The organism is Corynebacterium sp. HMSC034B08, assembly GCF_001835805.1.
Lineage (GTDB): Bacteria > Actinomycetota > Actinomycetes > Mycobacteriales > Mycobacteriaceae > Corynebacterium > Corynebacterium coyleae.
This window is the reverse complement of the sequence record NZ_KV825973.1, coordinates 94,917-117,339: the sequence shown is the minus strand read 5'-3', so window position 1 is coordinate 117,339 and position 22,423 is coordinate 94,917. Positions and strand designations below refer to the sequence as shown.

Genomic DNA, 22,423 nt, shown 5'->3' with positions numbered 1-22,423 from the left:
TCATGGCAACCGATCTTGAAGTAGGCCTGAAAGCACGAGTGAAGGTGCCAGGTTCGTCCGCGAACCTTGGTCCCGGCTTCGACACCCTCGGCCTGGCGCTGAGCATCTACGACACGCTCGAGGTAGAAGTCATCGAGTCTGGCCTCGAAGTGGAGATCTTCGGCGAGGGAGCCGACGATCTGCCGCGCGATAGCTCGAACCTGATCGTCAAGGCGATCAACTCTGGTCTGATTGCCGCGGATGTGGGGGTGCCGGGTCTGCGCGTGGTGTGCCACAACCAGATCCCGCAGTCGCGCGGTCTGGGCTCGTCTGCTGCCGCGGCAGCCGCAGGTGTCGTCGCTGCGAATACGCTCGCGGGCTCGCCGCTGGATGAGGACACCGTCGTGCAGCTCTCGTCCGAGTTTGAGGGCCACCCGGATAACGCGGGTGCATCCGTGCTCGGCGGGGCAGTGGTGTCCTGGACCGACATTCCTGTGGACGGCCGCTCGAAGCCGTCCTACCGCGCCGTGCGCATTCCTGTCGACGAGTCCATCAAGGCCGTAGCCCTCGTCCCGGACTTCCACGCATCCACCAATGCGGTGCGCAAGGTCCTGCCGAGCCACGTCACCCACACAGACGCGCGTTTCAACGTCTCGCGCACCGCTGTGATGACGGCTGCGCTGCAGCACCACCCGCACCTCCTGTTTGAAGGCACCCGCGACCGCCTGCACCAGCCGTACCGCGCCGACGTCCTTCCGGTGACCGCGGAGTGGGTCAACCGCCTGCGCAACCGCGGCTACGCGGCATACCTGTCTGGCGCAGGTCCGACCGCACTCGTACTCATCACTGAGCCCATTGAGCCTGCGCTTCTCGACGACGCCCGCGCCGCCGGCCTCCGCGTCATCGAACTCGACGTCGCAGGACCGGTGACCGCAGAACTGCTGCACGATTAGTGCAAGTGCTTTGATCCCCCGGGGTGCACATGCGTACCCCGGGGCATCGTTTTTGTGCGGCATTATGACGGGGCGAAACGCCTCGTGCATCAGGTAGAAACCGTGTAAGTCCCGAGGAGCACGGATCAGCCCTGCGAGTGTGGTGGGTTTCTTTTATTGTCGGACGTGATTCTGCACACATCAAGCGAAGGGCGTGTTCGAATGAGTTGGTCAGTTTCGCAGAAGGGCGTGAGGGTTGTTCTCGCGCTGCTGGTTGCAGTGTGTTGTTGTCTTGCGTGGGCGCCGGTGGCGTGGGGGCAGTCGTCGTCAACGACGTCGACATCGTCGCAGGCAACGTCTGCGGAGGCCGATGACGGGTCGGCTGATGGCAGGGCGATGCTGATTTTGGATGCGTCGTCGTCGATGCTTGCGGCTGACGCTGGGGGTACGCGTATGGATTCGGCCAAGAAGGCGGCCAATGAGTTGGTGGATTCGCTGCCGGATACGGCGAATATGGGGTTGATGGTTTATGGGGCGAATGAGTCGGATGCTCCGGACAATCGCGAGCGCGGGTGCAAGGATGTGGAGACTCTAGCCACGGTGGGGTGGATTGATCGGGGGAAGTTTGCTTCGGCGATCAACGGGTTAGAGCCGAAGGGGTATACCCCGATGGGTCATTCGTTGCGCAAGGCGGCGGAGGAGCTCGGGAGCGAGGGGCAGCGTTCGATCATTTTGGTATCTGACGGCATTGACTCGTGTGCGCCGCCGCCAGTGTGTGAGGTAGCCAAGGAGTTGGCGCAAGATGGTGTTGATCTAGCGATTCACACGGTGGGGTTCCAGGTTGATGAGGAAGCACGCAAGGAACTGCAGTGCATCGCGGACGCCGGCAATGGCCAGTTCTTGGAGGCTGGGGATGCTGGTAGTTTGGCGCAGTCGTTGAAGTTTCTGGCGCAGCGCGACATCGGCAAATACAAGGTGAAGGGCACACCGTTTGAGTTTGCGGATTCGCCCGGGGACGCCAAGTGGTTTGGCGAGGGGCAGTACCGAACGAAGGTCACCCCGGATACGAATGCGAAGAAGAACCGTTACTTCCGTGTGTCCGTGCCGGAGGGGCACAACGCGTTGATCACGATGACCCCAATCTGGCAGACGGAAGGCAACATCCAGGAAACCGAGATCTTCCTCGAGGTGCCGGAGGCAACCAACGAAAACGACCCTGATTGTGGCACGGCGAGCAACGCAATTGGCGACAGCAGAATTCTCGGCGAGGCCAGCTTGTTAATGAATCCTTACCGGTTCTCGCTGGAACGTGGCGGAAGCGACAACGATTGCGATATGAGCTCGTGGCTCATTGCTACCCAGGTCTACCAAGAAGGGCAACCGATTGACGATGCCTTGGACCTCGAGGTGAACGTGTTCTACGTGCCGAACCCTGACCAGGAGCAGAAAACTGAATGGTCCAATGGTCCTATTGCTCCCTCGTTCTATGACGGCGACGTCCCGTTTGGCACCCCGCAGGAGAACAAGGGAGGCACCGGCTTCAACGACGCTATTGAGATCACCGAAGGTACGTATTCCGACAAGATCGTTCCCGGTGAATACCGCTTCTACAAGATTCCAGTGAAGTGGGGGCAGCGCCCGGTGGTGAAGATGAAGACACCAGAATCTGTGACGGAGGATGCAGATGTAATCAAAGTGGGCATCTATGACTCGCAGCGCAAGCTTTCGGGAGAAGGGAGCCTCAATGTCTACGACGACGCGAAAGAGAGTGATCCAATTGCGCCGAAGTATTACGCACAGGTTGCAAACGACATAGGCAAGTCTTACCAGGGCTACTACTACTTAAATTTTGCGATGAATTCCAAGCTTGAAGATGGGATCGCCGGTGTGGAGCAGCCGTACGAGTTCGCAGTGATAGTGGATGGTCAACCGTTCAATGGTGGTCCGGATTGGACCCCCACCTACGAGGACGGCCCGGAGCCGTCTGATGAGCCGATCAAGTTCGACGGTGCAATGAGCACGGATGAGCAGCAGACGGTGGAGGAGACTACCGAGGCAGCCGAGGAGACCGAGCAAGTCCTCGCAGAGGAGGAAGCGGGCGGGCTCTCCCTGCCGCTACTCGGCGGCCTTGGAGTGTTGTTGCTCGCGGTCATCGGTGCGGTGGTCTTTATGTTCAGCCGCAACCGGGCGCAAGAGACCCGGTAGTAGGAGCATATTGCTTTACGACGTCGCCTTCGGCCGGCTGCCTGGGCCGGGCAAGGCGATGATGTCGAACTCCTCGCGCTGCAGGTGCTTGCGCAGGTCCTTCTTGTCAAACTTGCCTACGGACGTTTTGTCGATTGAATCCACAAACGTCCAATACTCAGGCGCCATCCACTTCGGCAACGTGTCTGCGAGCGATTCGCGGAGTCGTGCGGCAGTCTCCTTTGTCGGCTCAATGCCCGAGAGAAGCTTGGTTACCGCCAGCGGTCGCTCACCCCACTTGGGGTCCGGGATTCCGATCACTGCGCATTCGACGACTTCCTCGGACTCCATAATGAGGTTTTCCACCTGTGCGGAGTAGATCCACTCGCCGCCGGAGCGAATGACGTCGCGGGCACGGTCGTAGAGCGTCATAAACCCGGCGTTGGTGACGGTGCCTACGTCGCCGGTACGCAGCCAGCCGTCGGCAGTGAAGTGTGCGCGCACGTCATCAACTTCTTCGCCCCGGAAGGTGGAAGCGATCTCGCCCGGTTCTTGCGTGGGTGAGTGGTAGTAGCCTGCGGCGACCATATTGCCACGGACCTGAATCTCACCCTGGGTCAAGTCGTTAAACGCCATGACTTGGCCATCGTTGACCACGCGGTATTCCAGTGACGGGGCAAAGCGTCCCTGGGAAATGCGGTAGGACCAGCGCGCCTCACCAGAAGCGCCCGATGGCGGACGCGCCACGGTGCCGACCGTGGTGGTTTCCGTCATGCCCCAGCAGTGGACGATGTCCACGCCGTAGCGTTCCTCCCACATCTTGATCAGCGCCGGTGGGGCAGGAGAACCGCCGACGAAGATCTCCTGCAGACTCATTCGTTCCGGGCGATTGTGCAGGTAATGCACCATCAGCTGGATCCACAAGGTGGGCACGCCGTGTGCCACGCGCGGGTGCGTGCTTGCGATAAGTTTTGCCAGTGTCGGGGCAGACACGTCCGAATCGGGCAGAACCAGGGGAGTGCCCGCGAGAAAAGCTGCGAACGGTACGCCCCAACTGAGCACGTGGTAGATCGGGATGCAGCACAAAAACGTCTCACCGTGAGTGACCGCTAGTGAGTCCGTTGCGCGAAGACCGGTCGCTTCTAGCCACAACGCGCGGTGGGAGTAGGCGACGCCCTTCGGTGCGCCGGTCGTTGCTGTTGAATAGACCAAGGCAGCGGCGGTGTTCTCCGGGAGTTCGGGCCAGTCGTACTTTGTCGAGCGGCCGTCGAGAAGCTCCTCGTAGCTGTACACAGCGACATGCTCTGGCAGATACGCCGCGGCGTCTGTAATCGGTTCGGCACCTGTAAATGCCACCGCGCGAACCTTGGGGCAAAGCTCCACAACGTTGCCTAACTTCTCCGCAAGCCGCGGATCGGCAACGATCAGTTCAGCCTCGGAGTGGTTGGCAACGTAGGCGATCTGGTCCGTCATCAACTGGATATTTAGCGGCGTAAACACAGCGCCCTTGGCAGCGACGGCGAACATCACCTCGAGGTGCTCAGAGCAGTTGTACAGCATGGTGGCGACGCGTTGATCGCTATCAATGCCGAGGTCATCATGCAGGGCGTGGGCGAAGGCCGAAGCGCGGGCGCCGATTTCGGCGAACGTCGTTTCTTCCGCGCCATCAGTGCGCCATGTGGTGCACTTCGTTGTCGCGTGCGCAGTCCTGCCGTATTCGAGAATGCGTGCGACGGAAAAGGGCACTTCCTGCATCGTTGAAAGCATGTTGGCAATGTTAGCGAAGCAATGCGACACGCCCCGGATTAAACCGCGGACGCAAATGCGCTACACTTTGCGCAGGATCGTGCGAACCGCACCCGGCAGGGGTTGTCCCAGGTGGGGATGCGATGGCGGGCACAGCGGCGATTTTTGCTCCCGCACCCCGTGAGATCCGGCAGGGCTACAAAGTTTTACTTCAGTCCAATCCCGATGAAACGCACCGCTTCCAGCATGCACCGTCGCGTGTTAACTACGCGAGAACCTGCTGGTTGAGCGACGAAAGGACACACGTGACCGACACCGGTACCGCGGCAGACTTGGCCGCTATGAAGATTCCGGAGCTGCGCAAAATTGCCGCCGAGAAAGGCCTGAAGGGCGTTTCGGGGCTGCGTAAGGGGGAGTTGATCCAGGCAATTACTACCGGCCAGGTTCCCAAGAAGGCTGCACCGCAGAAGGCGGAGGCCGATAACGCGGAGGCGCCAGCTGCTTCCGAGCGTGCAGAGCGCAAGGCCGACAAGGCCGACAAGCCTGCAGAAAACGCTGACAAGTCGGCCGACAATTCCAATGACGACGATTCGCGGGGAGCTTCGCGTTCCGCAGCGCGCCGTGCTCGTCGAAACCGTGCGCGTCACCAGCATGAGGACAATGCGCAGGGTGGCGACGCGAGCGATGCCAAGGACGGCAAGGACGAGAAGTCCGAGAAATCCGAGATCACGGACAACCGCGACGACAACCGCGACGAGAACCGCGACAATCGCGATAACCGCGACAACCGTGACAATAACGACCGCGGTGGCCGTAACAACGGCAACAACGGCAACAACCGTGGCGGCCGCAACAACCACCGCGACGATAACGATGACGACCACCAGGGTGGCGGTCGTCGTGGGCGTCGCGGTCGTCGTAACCGTAATCGCAACCGTGACAATCACGGCGGCAACAACAACCAGGGTGGCGGCAACGAGCAGCACTTCGATCCGGAGGACCTGCAGGAGGTTGCGGGTATCGCGGATGTGCAGGACAACGGCTCCGCGTTCATCCGCACCACGGGCTACCGCCAGTCCAACTCGGACGTCTACGTGCCGCAGCGCCTGGTCCGCCAGTCGGGTCTGCGCTCCGGCGACGCGGTAACCGGTCAGGTGCGCGCCAACGGGCAGTCGCACCAGCAGGGTAACGGCCGTAACCGTCGTAGCTACAACCAGGTTGTTCGCGTCGACACGATCAACGGCCAGACTCCGGAGGATGCGAAGGGACGCAAGGAGTTCCACAAGCTCACCCCGCTGTACCCGAACCGTCGTCTGCGTCTGGAAACTGAGCCGAAGATTCTGACCACGCGTGTGATCGACCTGGTCATGCCGATCGGTAAGGGGCAGCGCGCACTGATCGTGTCGCCGCCGAAGGCTGGTAAGACGACGATTCTGCAGAACATTGCCAACGCGATCGCCACGAATAACCCGGAGTGCTACCTCATGGTTGTGCTTGTCGATGAGCGCCCGGAGGAAGTTACCGACATGCAGCGCAGCGTCAACGGCGAGGTTATTGCCTCGACGTTCGACCGTCCGCCGTCAGAGCACACTGCTGTCGCCGAGCTCGCTATCGAGCGTGCGAAGCGTCTGGTGGAGATGGGCCAAGACGTTGTGGTGCTGCTCGACTCGATTACTCGCTTGGGTCGCGCATACAACAACTCCTCGCCGGCATCGGGTCGCATTCTCTCCGGTGGTGTGGACTCCAACGCCCTCTACCCGCCGAAGCGTTTCCTCGGCGCTGCCCGAAACATCGAGGAGGGTGGCTCGCTGACGATTATCGCAACGGCCATGGTGGAAACCGGTTCCGCTGGCGATACCGTCATCTTCGAGGAGTTCAAGGGCACCGGCAACGCCGAGCTCAAGCTCGACCGCAAGATCGCGGAGCGTCGCGTGTTCCCGGCTGTGGACGTCAACCCGTCCGGCACCCGCAAGGACGAGCTGCTGATGAGCCCGGAGGAGGCGCGCGTCATGCACAAGCTGCGCCGCATCCTGTCTGCGCTTGATCCGCAGCAGTCCATTGACATGCTGATCAAGCAGTTGAAGAAGACCAAGACGAACGGCGAGTTCCTCATTGGTGTGGCGAACTCGGCACCAATGGCGCAGGCCGAAACTGAGGAGGACTACTCCTAATGGCAGAAAAATCGCATGTTTCGCTTGTCGACGACTACGTCGCCGAATACGAAGGCATCCAGGCCCAAATGGGCGATCCGGAGGTCGCTGGTGACCAGGACCGCTTCCGTAAGCTCTCCAAGCGCTACGCGGAGCTGCAGCCGATCATCAACGTCAATAACGCCCTGAACCAGGCGCGCGATGACCACGAGGCGGCATCCGAAATGGCCTCCGAGGACAAGGAGTTCGCGGAGGAGGCCAAGCGCTTAGAGGACGAGATTGTGCGCCTCGAGGAGGAGTTGGCTGACCTGCTGGCGCCGCGCGACGAGCACGATGGTGATGACATCATCATGGAGCTCAAAGCAGGCGCAGGCGGTGAAGAGGCCGCGCTGTTCGCTGGCGATTTGGCTCGCATGTATCAGAAGTACTGCGAAAAGCACGGCCTGAACTGGGAGGTCCTCGACGTTGCCGAGTCTGACCTGGGTGGTGTGAAAGACATGACCGTCGCGGTGAAGGCGAAGACCCCGTCGCGTGACGGTGCGTGGTCGATGCTGAAGTTTGAAGGTGGCGTGCACCGTGTGCAGCGCGTTCCGGTGACGGAATCGCAGGGGCGCATCCAGACCTCCGCTGCAGGCGTGTACGTCTTCCCAGAGCCGGACGAGGTTGAAAGCGTCAACATCGATGAGAAGGATTTGCGCGTCGACGTCTACCGTTCTTCCGGTAAGGGCGGCCAGGGCGTGAACACCACCGACTCAGCCGTGCGTATCACGCACCTGCCCACCGGCATTGTGGTGACCTGCCAGAACGAGCGTTCTCAGATCCAGAACCGCGCGCGTGCGATGCAGGTGCTGCAGGCTCGCCTCGACCAGATTGAGCGCGAGAAGCAGGAGGCCGAAGAGGCCGAGGGCCGCGCATCGCAGGTGCGCACGATGGACCGCTCGGAGCGCATCCGCACCTACAACTGGCCGGAGAACCGCATTTCGGATCACCGCATTAACTACAAGGCCAACAACCTTGATTCGGTGCTCGACGGCAACATGGATGACCTGATCACGGCGCTGCAGACGCACGAGCGCCAGGAGCGCCTTGAAGCCGAATAGCGTCCGCGACACCATCGCCCGCGCCGCGCAGATCCTTGCCGGCGCGGGCGTTGCGTCGCCTGAAGTCGACGCACGCCTGCTCGCCGCGCACCTGATCGGGGTGCCGCCGATGCAGCTCATGTTCGCCGACGCGCCTACGGACTTCGACGAGGCCTATGCCAAACTCATTGCCCGACGCGCGGCTCGCGAGCCGTTGCAGCACATCATCGGTACAGCACCGTTTGTTGACATCGACCTCGCCGTCGGGCCCGGGGTATTCATCCCGCGGCCAGAAACGGAAGTGCTCGCTCAGTGGGCGGTACATTTGCTTAGCGACGACACCACCTCGCCCGAATCCCCAACCGTCGTGGACTTAGGCTCCGGCTCGGGTGCGTTGGCCATCACGATCGCCCGGGCGTGCCCGCGCGCACAGGTGATCGCGGTCGAGCGTTCGCCTCAGGCGCGGAAATACTTGGAGCGAAATGTGGGGGACTACGCGTCGTCGATACGCATTGTCCCAGGGGATATGACCGATCCGGAGTTGCTTCGGGAACTCGACGGTGCCGTTGACCTCGTCGTCACCAACCCGCCGTACGTGCCAGAAACCGGTGACTTAGATGTGGAGGTCTACGCCGACCCCCATGAGGCGGTGTTCTCCGGCGCGGACGGGATGCATGCAATTCGGGGGCTCGTTCCGGTCGCCGCAAGGCTGCTGCGTCCGGGAGGGCACCTCGGCATTGAGCATGATGATTCCACGTCGGAGGCCGTACAAGATGTGGTGCGCGACCACGGCGCATTCGGCCCGCCGAGTGTGGTCGAGGACCTGACCGGCCGAGCCCGGTTTGTCATGGCGAGTAAGCTAGCCCGGTAACTTTCAGAACATGAAGGAGCACTATGTCCGCGATCTATAACTGCCTTGATCCGCAGGTTCGCGACGACGCGGTGCGCGCGGCCGCGGACGCTGTGCGAGCCGGCCGTTGCGTCGTCCTGCCGACAGACACCGTCTACGGAATCGGCTGCGACGCCTTCAACAACGACGCCGTAGCCACGCTGTTGGCTACCAAGCGCCGTGGCCCCGACATGCCTGTGCCGGTGCTCGTGGGCAGCTGGTCGACCATCCAGGGGCTCGTGCGGGAGTTTTCCGACACCGCGAAGACACTCGTGGAGGCGTTCTGGCCCGGTGGGTTGTCCATCGTCGTGCCTGAGGCACCGAGTCTGCCGTGGAACCTTGGCGATACACGTGGCACCGTGCTGCTACGCATGCCGAACCAACCGCTCGCACTTGAACTGTTGCAAGAAACCGGACCGATGGCGGTGTCGTCTGCCAACATCTCCGGCAACCCGCCGGCACAGACCGCAGCAGAGGCCAAGGCGCAGTTTGGTGATGCGATTGGCGTGTACCTCGACGGGGGAGAGGCCGAGGTTGGCACTCCTTCGACCATCATTGATATTTCGAAGCCTCAGCCGGTGATTTTGCGCGAAGGCGCGATCCCGGTCGAGCGCATTGGTGAAGTCTTAGGGCTTGACCCAGAGTCGTTGCGTCGAAAGTAGCGGGGGAGTTTTCAGGGGATGTCCGGAGCTGGTGTGCCACTTCGCGAGCTCGCACTCGTGCTACTCGTCGCGGCTGCGATCACGTACCTGGCCACAGGTGTGGTGCGTTCAGCTCTCGTGCGCACAGGACGCGTCGCGGAGATCCGCCAGCGCGACGTTCACACGCAGCCAACACCGTCGCTCGGTGGGCTGGCCATGTTTACAGGGTTTGCTGGCGCGTTTGTTCTCGCGCAGCAACTGCCCGCACTGACCCGCGGGTTCGCTCCAGTCACTCCAGAGATGACTGCAGTGCTCGTCGGCGGTGCCGCCGTCGTTGCTGTCGGAATTGTTGATGACCTCTACGAGCTCGGCGCGTTACCCAAACTCATCGGGCAATTCGCTGCTGCGATCATCATGTCCATCTTGGGGATTGCCTTTACGGTGTTTTACGTTCCAATCGGGGAGGGCACCACCCTGATTTTGGATGAAGTCCAGGGCATGGTCTTGAGTGCACTGTTTACTGTGCTGCTGATCAACGCAGTGAATTTCGTTGACGGCATCGACGGACTCGCCGCAGGGCTGGGCATGATCGCCGGGATGGCGATCCTCGTCTATTCGCTGTCAGTTCTCCATGACCAGGGCGGGGCGGTCTCCGCGTACCCGCCGGCGATTATCTGCACGTTGCTCGTCGGTATCTGCGCCGGCTTTTTGCCCCACAACTTCGAACCGGCGCGCATCTTCATGGGGGACTCCGGTGCCATGCTCATCGGGCTGCTGCTTGCCGCAGCGTCGATCTCCGCATCGGGCAAGATCAACATGTCGCTCTACGGGGCCGCAGACCTGGTAGCACTCATTAGCCCGATCATCGTCGTGCTCGCCGCGATTGCCCTGCCGGTCCTCGACCTGATTTGGGCCGTTGTGCGACGAACAGCCCGCGGCCAAAGCCCGTTCCAGGCAGACGCAGGCCATATCCATCACCGTTTGCTCCGCCTTGGGCATACGCACCGCCGCACTGTTCTGGTGCTGTACCTGTGGGTCTCCGCCGTCGCCTTCGGCGCGGTCAGTTTTTCCGTCGTGCCGGTGCGCATCGCAGTGATCTTCACCGTTGTCGCGCTTGTTTTTTCTTTCGTGCTCACTCTGGTTCCACTTGCGGAAGGCAAGATTGGCCCGCGGCGTGGTGGGGACGGTGCGGTGGCGTCGTCGAAAAGCAACCCTGCTCAGTCTGTAGGATGACCCAGCATGGAACCGCTCGAAGTCAATGACACGTCCCAGGTCAGTGATCATCGTCAGCCGCTCATCCGCGCACTGAAGGTCGCGGGATGGGCACTCGTCGTGCTTACGGTCGTCTCGCTCATGGCATGGGGCGCGACCCGCGAACTGCCCGGCATCTGGGCCGCGCTGATGGGAGTCGCCGTCGGCGGTGCGTTCGTACTCGCAACCACGGTGTCTGTCCTCGCAACCTCAAACTCATCCCCAAACACCACCATGGCAGTTGTCCTCGGCGGCTGGCTACTGAAGATGGGGCTGCTCGCAATCTTCCTGCTGTGGATCCGTGGATTCGACTTCTACGACCATCGAGCATTTGGCGTGACGACGATCGCAGCACTCGTCGTTGCACTCGCCGCCGAAGCCTGGGGTGTGCTCACCACACGCACCACGTACCTCAACTAACACAGAGTGTGGGGACCCTGTGACAGACCTAACAATCCGCTAGAAAGCCGTGCAAGCTGGGTGATTAGGGGTAAAAACCCTTAAAAGTCACCTTGGTGGGGGGACAATGGCACAGGTAAAACCCACATTCTCCTGATATCCTGTTAGGATATCCGCTGGGTTTGTTCCAGGCTGGCGTTACCCCTGATGTGCAGGCGAAACCGGCCGGGGAACGACATCCCCTGCCCCGCGGAAGCAGATGTGCGACGGAGTCCGCCGCGGAGGCAGCCTGATGAAGACGTCCATCGCACCGCCCTCCGGGGAACCGGGGAGCGGCCCGAGAACGGGAGAGAACGCTGAGCGTTACAACTTTGGCCATGAAGGGTGAGTTTCACGCACCTGCGCTTGGTCCAGAATTTTTCCCGGGGCAAACGTACGGCCATATCATTGGTGAGGAATTTGCCAATGGGTGGTTCGCACTGGACCGCATCATGCTCGTCCGCCTCTTGATTGCGGCGATCCTGGTGCTCCTCTTTGTTATCGCCTTTAGGAACCCGAAGCTGGTTCCGAAAGGCCTGCAGAATTTCGCCGAGATCGGCGTCGACTTCGTCCGCATCCACATCGCGGAAGACACCTTGGGCAAGAAGGACGGCAAGCGGTTCCTGCCGCTGCTGTGCACCATCTTCTTCTCCATTCTGTTCATGAACGCGGCGACGATCATCCCAGGTCTCAACATCTCGCCTAACGCGCGTATCGGCATGCCGGTCGTGCTGGCAGTTGCGGCCTACATTGCAATGATTTACGCCGGCGTCAAGCGTTACGGCGCTGCGTACTTCAAGCACTCGACCGTCATCCCCGGCCTTCCGCCGGCGCTCCACATTCTCGTGGTGCCGATCGAGTTCTTCTCGACGTTCATTCTGCGTCCGGTCACCCTGGCGCTTCGTCTTATGGCGAACTTCCTGGCTGGCCACATCATTCTTGTCCTGCTGTACTCCGCCACGAACTTCTTCTTCTGGCAGTTGAACGCATGGACGACAGTGAGTGGCCTGACCCTGATTGCAGCGCTGCTGTTCACCGCATACGAGTTGATCATCATCTTCCTGCAGGCGTACATCTTCGCCCTGCTGACTGCGGTGTACATCGAGCTGTCGCTGCACGCGGATGCGCACTAACAAAGCGCGACCACACACGGCCAACTGAATAACCCCCAACATCTGTCACACGCTTTCCCGCGGCCTGCGGGGAGGCACCTAGAAAGGGAACGACTTTCACATGAACGACATCATTCTTGCTCAGGCAGCGGAGACCGTGAACCGCTACGAGGGTCTCGGCACCATCGGCTACGGCCTTGCAACCATCGGCCCGGGCCTCGGCATCGGCATCCTCGTCGGCAAGACCGTCGAGGGCATGGCACGTCAGCCGGAGATGGCTGGCCAGCTCCGTACCACCATGTTCCTGGGTATCGCCTTCGTTGAGGCACTTGCCCTGATCGGCCTCGTTGCCGGCTTCCTGTTCTAAAAACAAGAACGAATAACCCCGTCCATTTTTAGATCAGGAGCAACCAATGACTAACGTCACTGCATTCCTCGTAGCCGCAGAAGGCTCCGAGACGCTGCCGCTCGAGAATGAACCATCCATTCTCTTCCCGGCCGCGTACGACGTGGTTTGGTCTCTTGTCGTTTTCATCATTATCGGCCTGCTTTTCTGGAAGTACGTTATTCCGAAGTTCCAGGAAGTGCTGGCAGAGCGCGAAGACCGAATCAAGGGCGGCATCGAGCGTGCTGAAGTCGCCCAAAAGGAAGCCAAGGCTGCCCTGGAGAAGAACAACGCTGAGCTTGCGGAGGCGCGCCACGAGGCCGCTGAAATCCGTGAGGCAGCGCGTGCCCGCGGCAAGGAAATCGAGGCTGAAGCCCGTGCCCGTGCCGAGGAAGAAGCCCGCCGCATCATCGAGGCAGGCGAAAAGCAACTGCAAGCAGCTCGCGACCAGGTTGTCGCAGAACTGCGCAACGAGATGGGCCAGAACTCCATCTCGCTGGCAGAGCGTCTGCTGGGCATCGAGCTGTCGGACACGACCCGTCGCTCGAACACGATCGATGAGTTCCTCTCCGAGCTCGATCACGTCTCGACGAGAAAGTAGGCGAGATGAAGGCAGCTAGTCGCGAAGCACAGTCGCACGTCACCGGTCAGCTCGAATCGCTGATCGGCAGCGCCGACAACGCAGTCGCCACCGCAGCACAGATCGGTACCGAACTGTTCCTCATCGTGGACCAGCTCGACACCGAACGTGCCCTGCGCGTGGCAATCGCCGACACGTCGCTTGAAGCAGGCCAGCGCGCCGGCATTGTCAAGGACGTTTTCGGCGGCAAGGTGGCGGAGCCCACCCTGAACATCCTCACCGCAGCAGCGGAGCAGGAGTGGTCGACCCCGCGCGAATTCCGCGCAGGTCTGATCAACCTGGGTCGCATCGCACTGCAGAAGGGCGCACAGGAACAGGGCCAGTTGGAGCAGGTCGAAAACGAGCTCTACCAACTGTCCGTCCTCCTCGAGGACGAAAAGGAGCTCACCCAGCTCCTGTCCGACCGCACCGCAACCGCTGCGCAGAAGCGCGGACTGCTAGCTAGCGTGATTTACGGCAAGGTGACAATGTTCACCGAGGCCCTGGCCCTGCAGGTCATCGGCCGGCCGCACCACAATCCTGTCGACGATCTCGCCGCACTGGCAGAAAACGTTGCAGAGATGCGCGGCAAGTCGGTTGCACGTGTGAAGACCGCTGAGGCGTTGAACGACACTCAGCGTGACGCACTGGCCCGCAAGCTGGAGCAGATTTACGGCCGCGAGATCGCCATCCACTCTGAGGTTGACCCCAGCCTCCTCGGCGGAATGGTGGTTCGTGTGGGCGATGAGGTCATCGACGGTTCGACGCGCGGCAAGATCGAGCGTCTCCGTACCGATATGGCAGCCCAGGCGGCTAAATAATTAACAATATGCTGGATAAAACTACCGAGAGCAGGAAGAACATGGCGGAGCTGACGATCTCCTCCGATGAGATCCGTAGCGCGATAGCGAACTACACCTCGAGCTACTCTGCGGAGGCCTCCCGTGAGGAGGTCGGCGTGGTGACTTCGGCCGCAGACGGTATTGCCCAGGTTTCTGGGCTGCCGGGCTGCATGACGAACGAGCTGCTCGAGTTCCCCAACGGCGTCATCGGCGTCGCCCAGAACCTTGAGACCGATTCCATCGGTGTCGTGGTGCTGGGTAACTTCGAGACCCTTTCCGAGGGCGACGAAGTCAAGCGGACCGGCGAGGTCCTCTCCATCCCGGTCGGCGAGAACTTCCTCGGCCGCGTGATTAACCCCCTGGGTCAGCCGATTGACGGCCTTGGCCCAATCGAATCCGACGAAGAGCGTGCACTGGAACTCCAGGCCGCAGGCGTTCTCGACCGCCAGCCGGTCGAAGAGCCGCTGCAGACGGGCATGAAGGCGATTGACGCCATGACCCCGATCGGCCGCGGCCAGCGCCAGCTCGTCATTGGTGACCGCAAGACCGGTAAGACCGCGGTCTGCATCGACACCATTTTGAACCAGAAGGAGTTCTGGGAGACCGGCGACCCGTCGAAGCAGGTGCGCTGCATCTACGTCGCCGTCGGCCAGAAGGGCTCCACCATCGCTGGCGTTCGCCAGACGCTGGAGGAGGCCGGTGCGCTGGAGTACACCACGATCGTGGCTGCTCCGGCATCCGACTCCGCAGGCTTTAAGTGGCTCGCACCGTTCTCCGGTGCAGCACTGGGCCAGCACTGGATGTACCAGGGCAAGCACGTCCTGGTGATCTACGATGACCTGACCAAGCAGGCAGAGGCATACCGTGCCATTTCGCTGCTGCTTCGCCGCCCGCCGGGCCGCGAGGCATACCCGGGCGATGTGTTCTACCTGCACTCCCGCCTGCTGGAGCGTGCCGCAAAGCTTAACGACGAGCTCGGCGCAGGCTCCCTGACCGCACTGCCGATCATCGAGACCAAGGCGAACGACGTCGGTGCCTTCATTCCGACCAACGTCATCTCGATTACCGACGGCCAGGTCTTCCTCCAGTCCGACCTCTTCAACCAGGGCGTGCGCCCGGCTATCGACGTGGGTATCTCCGTGTCCCGTGTCGGTGGCGCCGCACAGACCAAGGGCATGAAGAAGGTTGCCGGTAACCTGCGTCTGGACCTCGCGGCATACCGTGACCTCGAGGCCTTCGCTGCGTTCGCTTCCGACCTCGACGCCGCTTCCAAGAAGCAGCTCGAGCGCGGCCAGCGCCTGGTCGAGCTGCTCAAGCAGTCCGAGCACGCGCCGCAGCCGGTGGAATTCCAGATCATCTCGATCTGGGCTGCCAACGAAGGCGTCTTCGACGTCGTTCCCGTTGAGGACGTCCGCCGCTACGAAGCTGAGCTGCACGAGGCTATCAAGGCCAACGCACCGCAGGTCTACGACCAGATCGCTGGCGGCAAGCAGCTTGACGACGACTCGCAGGCCGCAATCCGCCGCGTCAACGAGGACCTGGCACGTAACTTCCAGGCAACCTCCGGCGAGCGCATTGTCCGCGAGGCCGAGCACGAGCCGCTCGACTCCGGCCAGGTTGCGAAGAACCAGCTCAACGTCAGCCGCTCCTAGTGCCAGTCGGTTCTAGGACTACTACATAAAGGAAGGGAGGAAACACCATGGCAACGCTTCGCGAATTGCGTGACCGCATCAGGTCCGTCAACTCCACGAAGAAAATTACAAAGGCCCAGGAACTGATCGCCACCGCGCAGATCACCAAGGCCCAGCAGCGCGTCGAGGCGGCTAAGCCGTACGCCGACGAGCTCAAAGACGTCATGGAACGCCTCGCGTCCGCGAGCTCCCTGGCCCACCCCATGCTCCACGAGCGTGAGAACGGCCGGGTCGCGGCAATCCTCGTGGTCACCTCTGACCGCGGTATGGCCGGCGGCTACAACCACAACGTGCTGAAGAAGGCTGCGCAGCTTGAGCGCATGCTGACCGACGCAGGTTACGAGGTGGTTCGTTACGTCACCGGTAATAAGGGCGTGACGCACTTCAAGTTCCGTGACATGGATGTCGCGGGATCATGGACCGGATTCTCGCAGCAGCCGTCTTGGGAGGACACGCACGACGTGCGCCACCAGATCATCGACGGCTACATGGCTGGCTCCGAAGCCACCGTCCCGCTTCGCCAGAACGGCGAAACGGGCGAATCTGTCCGCGGGTTCGATGTTGTCCACGTTGTCTACACCGAGTTCGTATCTATGCTTTCCCAGGAGGCACGCGTCGATCAGCTTCTGCCGATCGAGCCGGTCCTGGAAGAGTTCAAGTACGAACAGGAAGACATGCTGACCAACTCTGGTGAAGTCAGCCCGGACATGAACTTCGAGCCGGACCCGGACACGCTCATGGATGAGCTGCTGCCGGTCTACGTTTCCAGGTTGCTCTACTCGATCTTCCTGGAAGCAGCGGCCGCCGAGTCGGCATCGCGCCGCACGGCAATGAAGAATGCGACCGATAACGCCACCGAACTGGCCAACGATTTGTCTCGCGAGGCAAACCAGGTCCGTCAGGCGAAGATCACCCAGGAAATCACCGAGATTATCGGCGGCGCTGGTGCGCTGTCCGGTAGTGGAGAAAGTGACTAAATCATGACTACTGCTCACTCTTTTGATGAGCGCAACGACGATCTGGCGGGTGCGGCGCTTCCTGAGGCCGACACCCAGACCGCAGATCGGGTCGAGAACACTCAGAACCCGCGCGGTTCTGAGAACGGCCGTGTCGTGCGCGTCATTGGTGCAGTCGTCGACGTGGAGTTCCCGCGTGGCGAGCTGCCCGCTCTGTACAACGCTCTCGAGGTCGACATTGACCTCGGCGAGATGTCCCGCACCATCGTGCTCGAGGTCGCCCAGTTCCTGGGTGACAACCTCGTCCGCACGATCGCCATGGCCCCGACGGACGGCCTCGTCCGTGGCGCCAAGGTGTCGGACTCCGGCAACCCGATTTCTGTCCCGGTCGGCGACCAGGTCAAGGGCCACGTGTTCAACGCACTCGGCCAGTGCCTGGACGACCCGTCGGTCGGCCAGACCGGTGAGCGCTGGGGCATCCACCGCGAGCCGCCGGCCTTCAAGGACCTCGAAGGTAAGACCGAGATCCTCGAAACCGGTATTAAGGTCATCGACCTGCTCACCCCGTACGTTAAGGGTGGCAAGATTGGCCTGTTCGGTGGTGCAGGTGTTGGTAAGACCGTTCTGATCCAGGAGATGATTACGCGTATTGCACGCGAGTTCTCCGGTACCTCGGTCTTCGCCGGCGTCGGCGAGCGCACCCGTGAGGGCACCGACCTGTTCCTCGAGATGGAGGACATGGGCGTGCTTCCGGATACCGCGCTTGTCTTCGGCCAGATGGATGAGCCGCCAGGGGTCCGTATGCGCGTGGCCCTGTCCGGTCTGACCATGGCGGAGTACTTCCGCGATGTCCAGAACCAGGACGTGCTGCTGTTCATCGACAACATCTTCCGCTTCACCCAGGCAGGTTCCGAGGTATCGACCCTTCTGGGCCGTATGCCTTCCGCCGTGGGTTACCAGCCGACTCTTGCCGACGAGATGGGTGTGCTCCAGGAGCGCATTACCTCGACCAAGGGCCGTTCGATTACGTCGCTGCAGGCTGTTTACGTGCCGGCTGACGACTACACCGACCCGGCTCCGGCAACCACCTTCGCCCACCTCGATGCGACCACCGAGCTTTCCCGTTCGATCGCGTCGAAGGGCATCTACCCGGCAGTGGATCCGCTGACCTCCACGTCGCGCATCCTTGAGCCGGGCATCGTTGGCGAGCGTCACTACAACGTCGCTCAGAAGGTGATCGGCATTCTGCAGAAGAACAAGGAACTGCAGGACATCATCGCCATCCTCGGTATGGACGAGCTCTCTGAGGAAGACAAGATCACCGTGCAGCGCGCACGTAAGATCCAGCGCTTCCTGGGCCAGAACTTCTTCGTCGCTAAGAAGTTCACTGGCGACGAGGGTTCCTACGTCCCGCTCGAAGAGACGATCGACGCATTCGACAAGCTCTGCGAGGGCGAGTTCGACCACTACCCAGAGCAGGCATTCAACGGCCTGGGTGGCTTGGACGACGTCGAGGCTGCATACAAGAAGCTGCAGGCGTAGGAGGAAACATGGCTGAACTTACCGCTCAACTGGTCTCGGTTGACCGCCTGCTCTGGAAAGGTCCGGCAAGCATCGTCACCGCTCAGACTACGGAGGGTGAGATCGGTATCCTTCCTGGGCACGAGCCGCTCTTGGGGCAGCTCAAGGACAACGGTGTGGTAACCATCCGCCCGATCGGCGGCGAGCGTATCGTCGCGGCCGTACAGGGTGGGTTCCTCTCCGTTGTCGGCGACAAGGTGACAGTCCTCGCGGACTACGCCATCTTCGCCGACGAGGTTGACTCCGCCGTCGCAGAGTCCAACCTCGACAACGAGGACAGGGTCGTACAGGCTCGCTCGGAGGCGGAGCTGGCGGCCGTTCGTCGCAACGCGCACTAGTCGCTGCGCCGAGGAAGGCGTAACGCCGGCCTGACCAGCGCCCCCATCCGGATACATATCCGGATGGGGGCGTTTTTCTATGCCCCCACTCGCGCAGCGTGCGCATAAAAGACACAAAGGGCGTTAAGATATTGCGCATTACCCGCTGTCTGGAGGTTGAAACAATGGTGTTCGTCGTTGCCGTGGCTGTGCTTGTGGTGGCCACGTTTGCGGCGTCTGCCATTTGGCGGTTCAGCATGGTCCGCGGTAGCGGTTCCCGTGCCATGATCCGCCAGATGCCGGCTGAAGGCATCCATGGCTGGCGCCATGGTGTCTTGAGGTACGACGGGGAGCGCATGCTGTTTTACAAGCTGCGCTCTTTGTCGTTTACGCACGATATGGTCGCGGACCGACGCCTGCTGCAATTCACAGGCTTGCGGGACGTGACGGCAGATGAGCGCCAGTTTATGCCCGATATTGCGAAGATTCTGCAGGTCGATTCGCCCGATGGCGGTATCGAATTTGCTGCTGATCGTCGCACGCAGATGGGTTTTATCTCGTGGATTGAATCGGCCCCGGACGTACGCGCCGAGCGCACCGATATGCGCGCACTTGAGGAGCGCGCCCAGCGAGAGACCGAGCGTTAGCGGCGTTCGTCGCAACGGTACCCTTGGGCGCATGCGTCTAGTCATCGCCCGTTGTTCTGTTGATTATGTGGGTCGCCTCGATGCCCACCTGCCTGAAGCGCTGCGTCTCATCCTGGTGAAAGCGGACGGCTCTGTGTCCGTCCACGCCGATGACCGCGCGTATAAGCCGTTGAATTGGATGATGCCGCCGTGCACGCTGCGGGTGGAAAACGTTGTTGATATGGATGGCGATGACACTGGTGAGGAGCTGTGGATCGTCGAAAATTCCAAGGGTGAACAGTTACGCATCACCATCGCAGAGGTGCTTCTCGACGAATCACGTGACCTCGGCGTCGATCCCGGCCTGGTCAAGGATGGCGTCGAGGCACACCTGCAGGAGTTGTTGGCTGAGCACATTTCGACGCTCGGCGAGGGCTACGAACTTGTCCGCCGCGAGTATCCAACTGCGATCGGCCCGGTCGATATTTTGGCCCGTGACCCGCGTGGCGGAACGGTTGCGGTGGAGGTGAAACGTCGCGGTGGCATCGACGGCGTCGAGCAGCTCACCCGTTACGTCGAGTTGCTCAACCGCGACGAGTTGCTGCGGCCTGTGCGTGGCGTGTTCGCCGCCCAGGAGATCAAGCCGCAGGCGCGCACGCTTGCCAGCGACCGCGGATTCGATTGCGTGACCCTCGACTACGACGAACTGCGCGGCATCGAATCGAACGAACTGCGATTGTTCTAAATGCCACGCAAGAATCGCCGCCAGTACCAGTCGCCGCGCTACGTCCTGCCGCGTGACGGGTCGACCTTTATCGGCACCCAGGAGATGGAGGGGCCGAAGTGGACGAATGGCGAGATATTCAAGGTCCGCCAGATCGGCTCGGCAGCCGCAACGAAGTTCTACATTTGTCCAGGGTGCAACCAGAACATTCCTCCCGGTGTGTCTCATGTGGTGGCATGGCCGCGGGATTCCGGCAGGGGAGTCGATGATCGGAGGCATTGGCATAAGCATTGCTGGGGTCGTCGATAAGCGGGCGTTAGACTGGGCCGCATGATTGCAGCGTTTTCGGTCGCACCGACTTTGACGGAAAATTCCAACGCCGAAATGTCCGACATCGTGGCACGCGCCGTGAAGGTCGTCCGGGAGTCCGGGCTGCCGCACGAGACCACCGCCATGTTCACCACCATCGAGGGCGAGTGGGACGAGGTCATGGACGTGATTAAGCGTGCCACCCAGGCGGTGGAGGAGGTTTCTCCACGCGTGTCGCTCGTGGTCAAGGCTGATATTCGGCCCGGCTACACGGACATGTTGCACCAGAAGATCGAGTCGCTGAACAAGCACCTGGAGGATTAGCATGACCAACCCGCAGTTCACCGGCGGCGCTATTGACTTAGGCGCGCTGGCGCAGCAGCCTGAGCCTGGCGACTTTCAGCCGTTTGTCACCGTCAACGCCACCAACGTTGAGGCGGTTGCGTTTGAGCGGTCCAAGCAGATCCCTGTGATCCTCATGGTGGGCACGGACCGTTCTGAAGATTCTGTCGCGCTCAAGGCCACGTTCGAGCGGCTCGCGGCGGGGCAGCAGCAGTTTATGGTCGCCTACATCGACGCGGATGCTACCCCGCAGGTGGCACAGATGCTCGGCGTGCGCGTGCTGCCGACCGTGGTTGCGCTTGCCGCAGGACGCCCAGTGGCCAACTTTGAGGGCAATCAGCCGGCCGACCAGTTGGAGCAGTGGATCGGCCAGATCGTTGCCCAGCTTGGTGGCCAACTCCAGGGGCTTGGTGGCGAGGAGCCTGCGCAGGATCCGCGTCTCGACGACGCCACCGCCGCCCTCAACGCCGGCGACTTCGATCGCGCAACTGCGCTTTACGACGCCATCCTTGCCGACGACCCCACCAACTCCGATGTCAAACAAGCCAAGAACACCGTCGCCGTGCTCAAGCGGCTCAACGACCAGGACGGCGACGGCGACGCGGTGGATGAGGTGGAGCAGCAGCTGCTCGCCGCGGATGCGCAGTTTGTCGGCGGGGACCCAGAAGGCGCCTTCGATCAGTTGCTCGGCATGGTGAAGACGGAGCCGCGTGCGAAGGAGCGTCTGCTCGAACTGTTGACGTTGCTTGCTCCCGACGACCCGCGCGTGATTTCGGCGCGGACGAGGCTCGCTAGCTCGCTGTTTTAGAGTTATCCACAGGGGCGAATTCGCAAATTTCACAGGCTCGCAGAGGTGGGTTGCGGGTTTGGTCTAGCGTCTTGGGCATGAATTCGTTCGAGGTGTTAGTGCAGGCGATGTCGGCCGCAGCGTTAGAGACGCTGGCTGACTTCGACCTTGAGGTTGCACTCGCCTCGGGCTTTGCACCCGATCGTGCGCGAGCCTGGGCGCGGCTGCGGGATGTGTATTTCGGGCGCACCAAGTTCACGCGCAAGCAGGCGGTGGCCGCTACGCGGGCTCGGGGTTTCTCCCTCGACGAGTTAGCACTGATCGAGCGGCGCATCGCCTCGGTGAAAGATGCGTCCCAGCGGTGGGCGCTGCGCCTTGCCCTGCTTGAGGTCGAAGGTGGTTACCGGGCGATTGAGGCTGCAGCCCGTACGTTGGTGCCGGCAAACGAGAAGCCTGCGGTGGATGCGGCGAAGTTCGGGCCGTCGCGAAACGGCAAACGTACCCTGCACTTAACCTATGACGAGCGAGAAATTTCCGATATGGAGCACGCTGGGCGGTTAGGGATTGATCCGGATCGTCCGGCTGCACCCCAGATTGCCGAGAATTTGATTGGGATCTTCTTCGGCGAGGGCAAGGTCGCAACCGCAGCGCCTCGCCCGACGGTGTTGGTGCCGCTGCCGGATTACCTGCGCATCTTGGATGGCAATGGTGATGATGTGCTGTTGGCCATGACCGATGGCACCACCATGACGGGTGCGGAGTTTTTGGCCTCCCAGTTCGGTGATGCGTTAGAGGTGGCGGCGTTTCATCCGCAGGCCGGTGCGGTGAACTTGTATCGCACGC

At 61.5% G+C, this 22,423-nt stretch carries 22 protein-coding genes and 1 pseudogene; 22 read left to right on the top strand and 1 reads right to left on the bottom strand.

All coding sequences use genetic code 11. From position 1 onward, the window contains the following. The first annotated feature begins 2 nt into the window (after positions 1-2). Positions 3-932, top strand: coding sequence for a homoserine kinase (thrB, locus tag HMPREF2656_RS11415; RefSeq protein WP_070816820.1), 930 nt, complete (start codon positions 3-5; stop codon positions 930-932). A gap of 201 nt (positions 933-1,133) precedes the next feature. Continuing rightward, positions 1,134-3,116: a vWA domain-containing protein gene (locus HMPREF2656_RS11410; protein ID WP_070816819.1), complete on the top strand. Its 1,983-nt coding sequence runs from the start codon at positions 1,134-1,136 to the stop codon at positions 3,114-3,116. 15 nt (positions 3,117-3,131) lie between these two features. Here HMPREF2656_RS11410 and HMPREF2656_RS11405 read toward each other — a convergent pair whose 3' ends face one another. Next, complete coding sequence (locus HMPREF2656_RS11405) at positions 3,132-4,862, bottom strand: long-chain fatty-acid--CoA ligase (protein WP_070452359.1); 1,731 nt, start codon at positions 4,860-4,862, stop codon at positions 3,132-3,134. 284 nt (positions 4,863-5,146) lie between these two features. Here HMPREF2656_RS11405 and rho point away from each other — a divergent pair, with 284 nt between their 5' ends. The 20 genes and pseudogenes from rho to HMPREF2656_RS11310 form a co-directional block, all read left to right on the top strand. Beyond that, positions 5,147-7,012: a transcription termination factor Rho gene (rho, locus tag HMPREF2656_RS11400; protein ID WP_256381258.1), complete on the top strand. Its 1,866-nt coding sequence runs from the start codon at positions 5,147-5,149 to the stop codon at positions 7,010-7,012. Next, positions 7,012-8,091, top strand: a complete 1,080-nt coding sequence (prfA, locus tag HMPREF2656_RS11395) for a peptide chain release factor 1 (protein WP_070816818.1) — start codon at positions 7,012-7,014, stop codon at positions 8,089-8,091. The genes rho and prfA overlap by 1 nt, the downstream gene beginning before the upstream one ends. After that, positions 8,078-8,941 (top strand): peptide chain release factor N(5)-glutamine methyltransferase, encoded by an 864-nt coding sequence (prmC, locus tag HMPREF2656_RS11390; protein ID WP_070816817.1) that lies wholly within the window; start codon positions 8,078-8,080, stop codon positions 8,939-8,941. Before prfA ends, prmC begins: the two co-directional genes overlap by 14 nt. 23 nt (positions 8,942-8,964) lie before the next feature. Continuing rightward, positions 8,965-9,621, top strand: coding sequence for an L-threonylcarbamoyladenylate synthase (locus HMPREF2656_RS11385; protein WP_070421840.1), 657 nt, complete (start codon positions 8,965-8,967; stop codon positions 9,619-9,621). Between the two features lie 18 nt (positions 9,622-9,639). Continuing rightward, positions 9,640-10,833: an MraY family glycosyltransferase gene (locus HMPREF2656_RS11380; protein WP_070421841.1), complete on the top strand. Its 1,194-nt coding sequence runs from the start codon at positions 9,640-9,642 to the stop codon at positions 10,831-10,833. A 6-nt stretch (positions 10,834-10,839) separates the two neighbouring features. Further along, a complete protein-coding gene (locus HMPREF2656_RS11375; RefSeq protein WP_070421842.1) occupies positions 10,840-11,271 on the top strand; it encodes a Cg1360 family ATP-synthase-associated protein in 432 nt (143 codons plus the stop codon). Positions 11,272-11,627: 356 nt separating this feature from the next. After that, positions 11,628-12,422, top strand: a complete 795-nt coding sequence (gene atpB / locus HMPREF2656_RS11370) for a F0F1 ATP synthase subunit A (protein ID WP_070421843.1) — start codon at positions 11,628-11,630, stop codon at positions 12,420-12,422. Between the two features lie 100 nt (positions 12,423-12,522). Further along, positions 12,523-12,768: an ATP synthase F0 subunit C gene (locus HMPREF2656_RS11365; protein ID WP_042406503.1), complete on the top strand. Its 246-nt coding sequence runs from the start codon at positions 12,523-12,525 to the stop codon at positions 12,766-12,768. 46 nt (positions 12,769-12,814) lie between these two features. Next, the gene (locus HMPREF2656_RS11360) at positions 12,815-13,387 is read left to right on the top strand and encodes a F0F1 ATP synthase subunit B (protein ID WP_070816816.1); all 573 of its coding nucleotides are present in this window, start codon (positions 12,815-12,817) and stop codon (positions 13,385-13,387) included. Positions 13,388-13,392: 5 nt separating this feature from the next. Next, positions 13,393-14,226, top strand: a complete 834-nt coding sequence (locus tag HMPREF2656_RS11355; RefSeq protein WP_070816815.1) for a F0F1 ATP synthase subunit delta — start codon at positions 13,393-13,395, stop codon at positions 14,224-14,226. An 8-nt stretch (positions 14,227-14,234) separates the two neighbouring features. After that, positions 14,235-15,899: a F0F1 ATP synthase subunit alpha gene (gene atpA, locus HMPREF2656_RS11350; RefSeq protein ID WP_070816814.1), complete on the top strand. Its 1,665-nt coding sequence runs from the start codon at positions 14,235-14,237 to the stop codon at positions 15,897-15,899. Positions 15,900-15,946: 47 nt separating this feature from the next. Continuing rightward, complete coding sequence (locus tag HMPREF2656_RS11345) at positions 15,947-16,915, top strand: F0F1 ATP synthase subunit gamma (RefSeq protein WP_070816813.1); 969 nt, start codon at positions 15,947-15,949, stop codon at positions 16,913-16,915. A gap of 3 nt (positions 16,916-16,918) precedes the next feature. After that, positions 16,919-18,436, top strand: coding sequence for a F0F1 ATP synthase subunit beta (atpD, locus tag HMPREF2656_RS11340; RefSeq protein ID WP_224212800.1), 1,518 nt, complete (start codon positions 16,919-16,921; stop codon positions 18,434-18,436). Positions 18,437-18,444: 8 nt separating this feature from the next. After that, positions 18,445-18,813, top strand: a complete 369-nt coding sequence (locus HMPREF2656_RS11335; RefSeq protein ID WP_070569891.1) for a F0F1 ATP synthase subunit epsilon — start codon at positions 18,445-18,447, stop codon at positions 18,811-18,813. 164 nt (positions 18,814-18,977) lie between these two features. Then, positions 18,978-19,439: a DUF2550 domain-containing protein gene (locus HMPREF2656_RS11330; protein WP_083319534.1), complete on the top strand. Its 462-nt coding sequence runs from the start codon at positions 18,978-18,980 to the stop codon at positions 19,437-19,439. Positions 19,440-19,470: 31 nt separating this feature from the next. Then, positions 19,471-20,163, top strand: a complete 693-nt coding sequence (gene nucS, locus HMPREF2656_RS11325) for an endonuclease NucS (protein ID WP_070452226.1) — start codon at positions 19,471-19,473, stop codon at positions 20,161-20,163. Further along, complete coding sequence (locus HMPREF2656_RS12625; RefSeq protein WP_070421850.1) at positions 20,164-20,451, top strand: hypothetical protein; 288 nt, start codon at positions 20,164-20,166, stop codon at positions 20,449-20,451. A 21-nt stretch (positions 20,452-20,472) separates the two neighbouring features. Further along, entirely contained in the window at positions 20,473-20,775 is a 303-nt protein-coding gene (locus HMPREF2656_RS11320; RefSeq protein ID WP_070452229.1) for an MTH1187 family thiamine-binding protein, read from the top strand. A gap of 1 nt (position 20,776) precedes the next feature. Further along, positions 20,777-21,601, top strand: a complete 825-nt coding sequence (locus tag HMPREF2656_RS11315) for a tetratricopeptide repeat protein (RefSeq protein WP_070615301.1) — start codon at positions 20,777-20,779, stop codon at positions 21,599-21,601. A 77-nt stretch (positions 21,602-21,678) separates the two neighbouring features. Beyond that, positions 21,679-22,423: pseudogene (locus HMPREF2656_RS11310) on the top strand (HNH endonuclease); the annotation flags it as partial.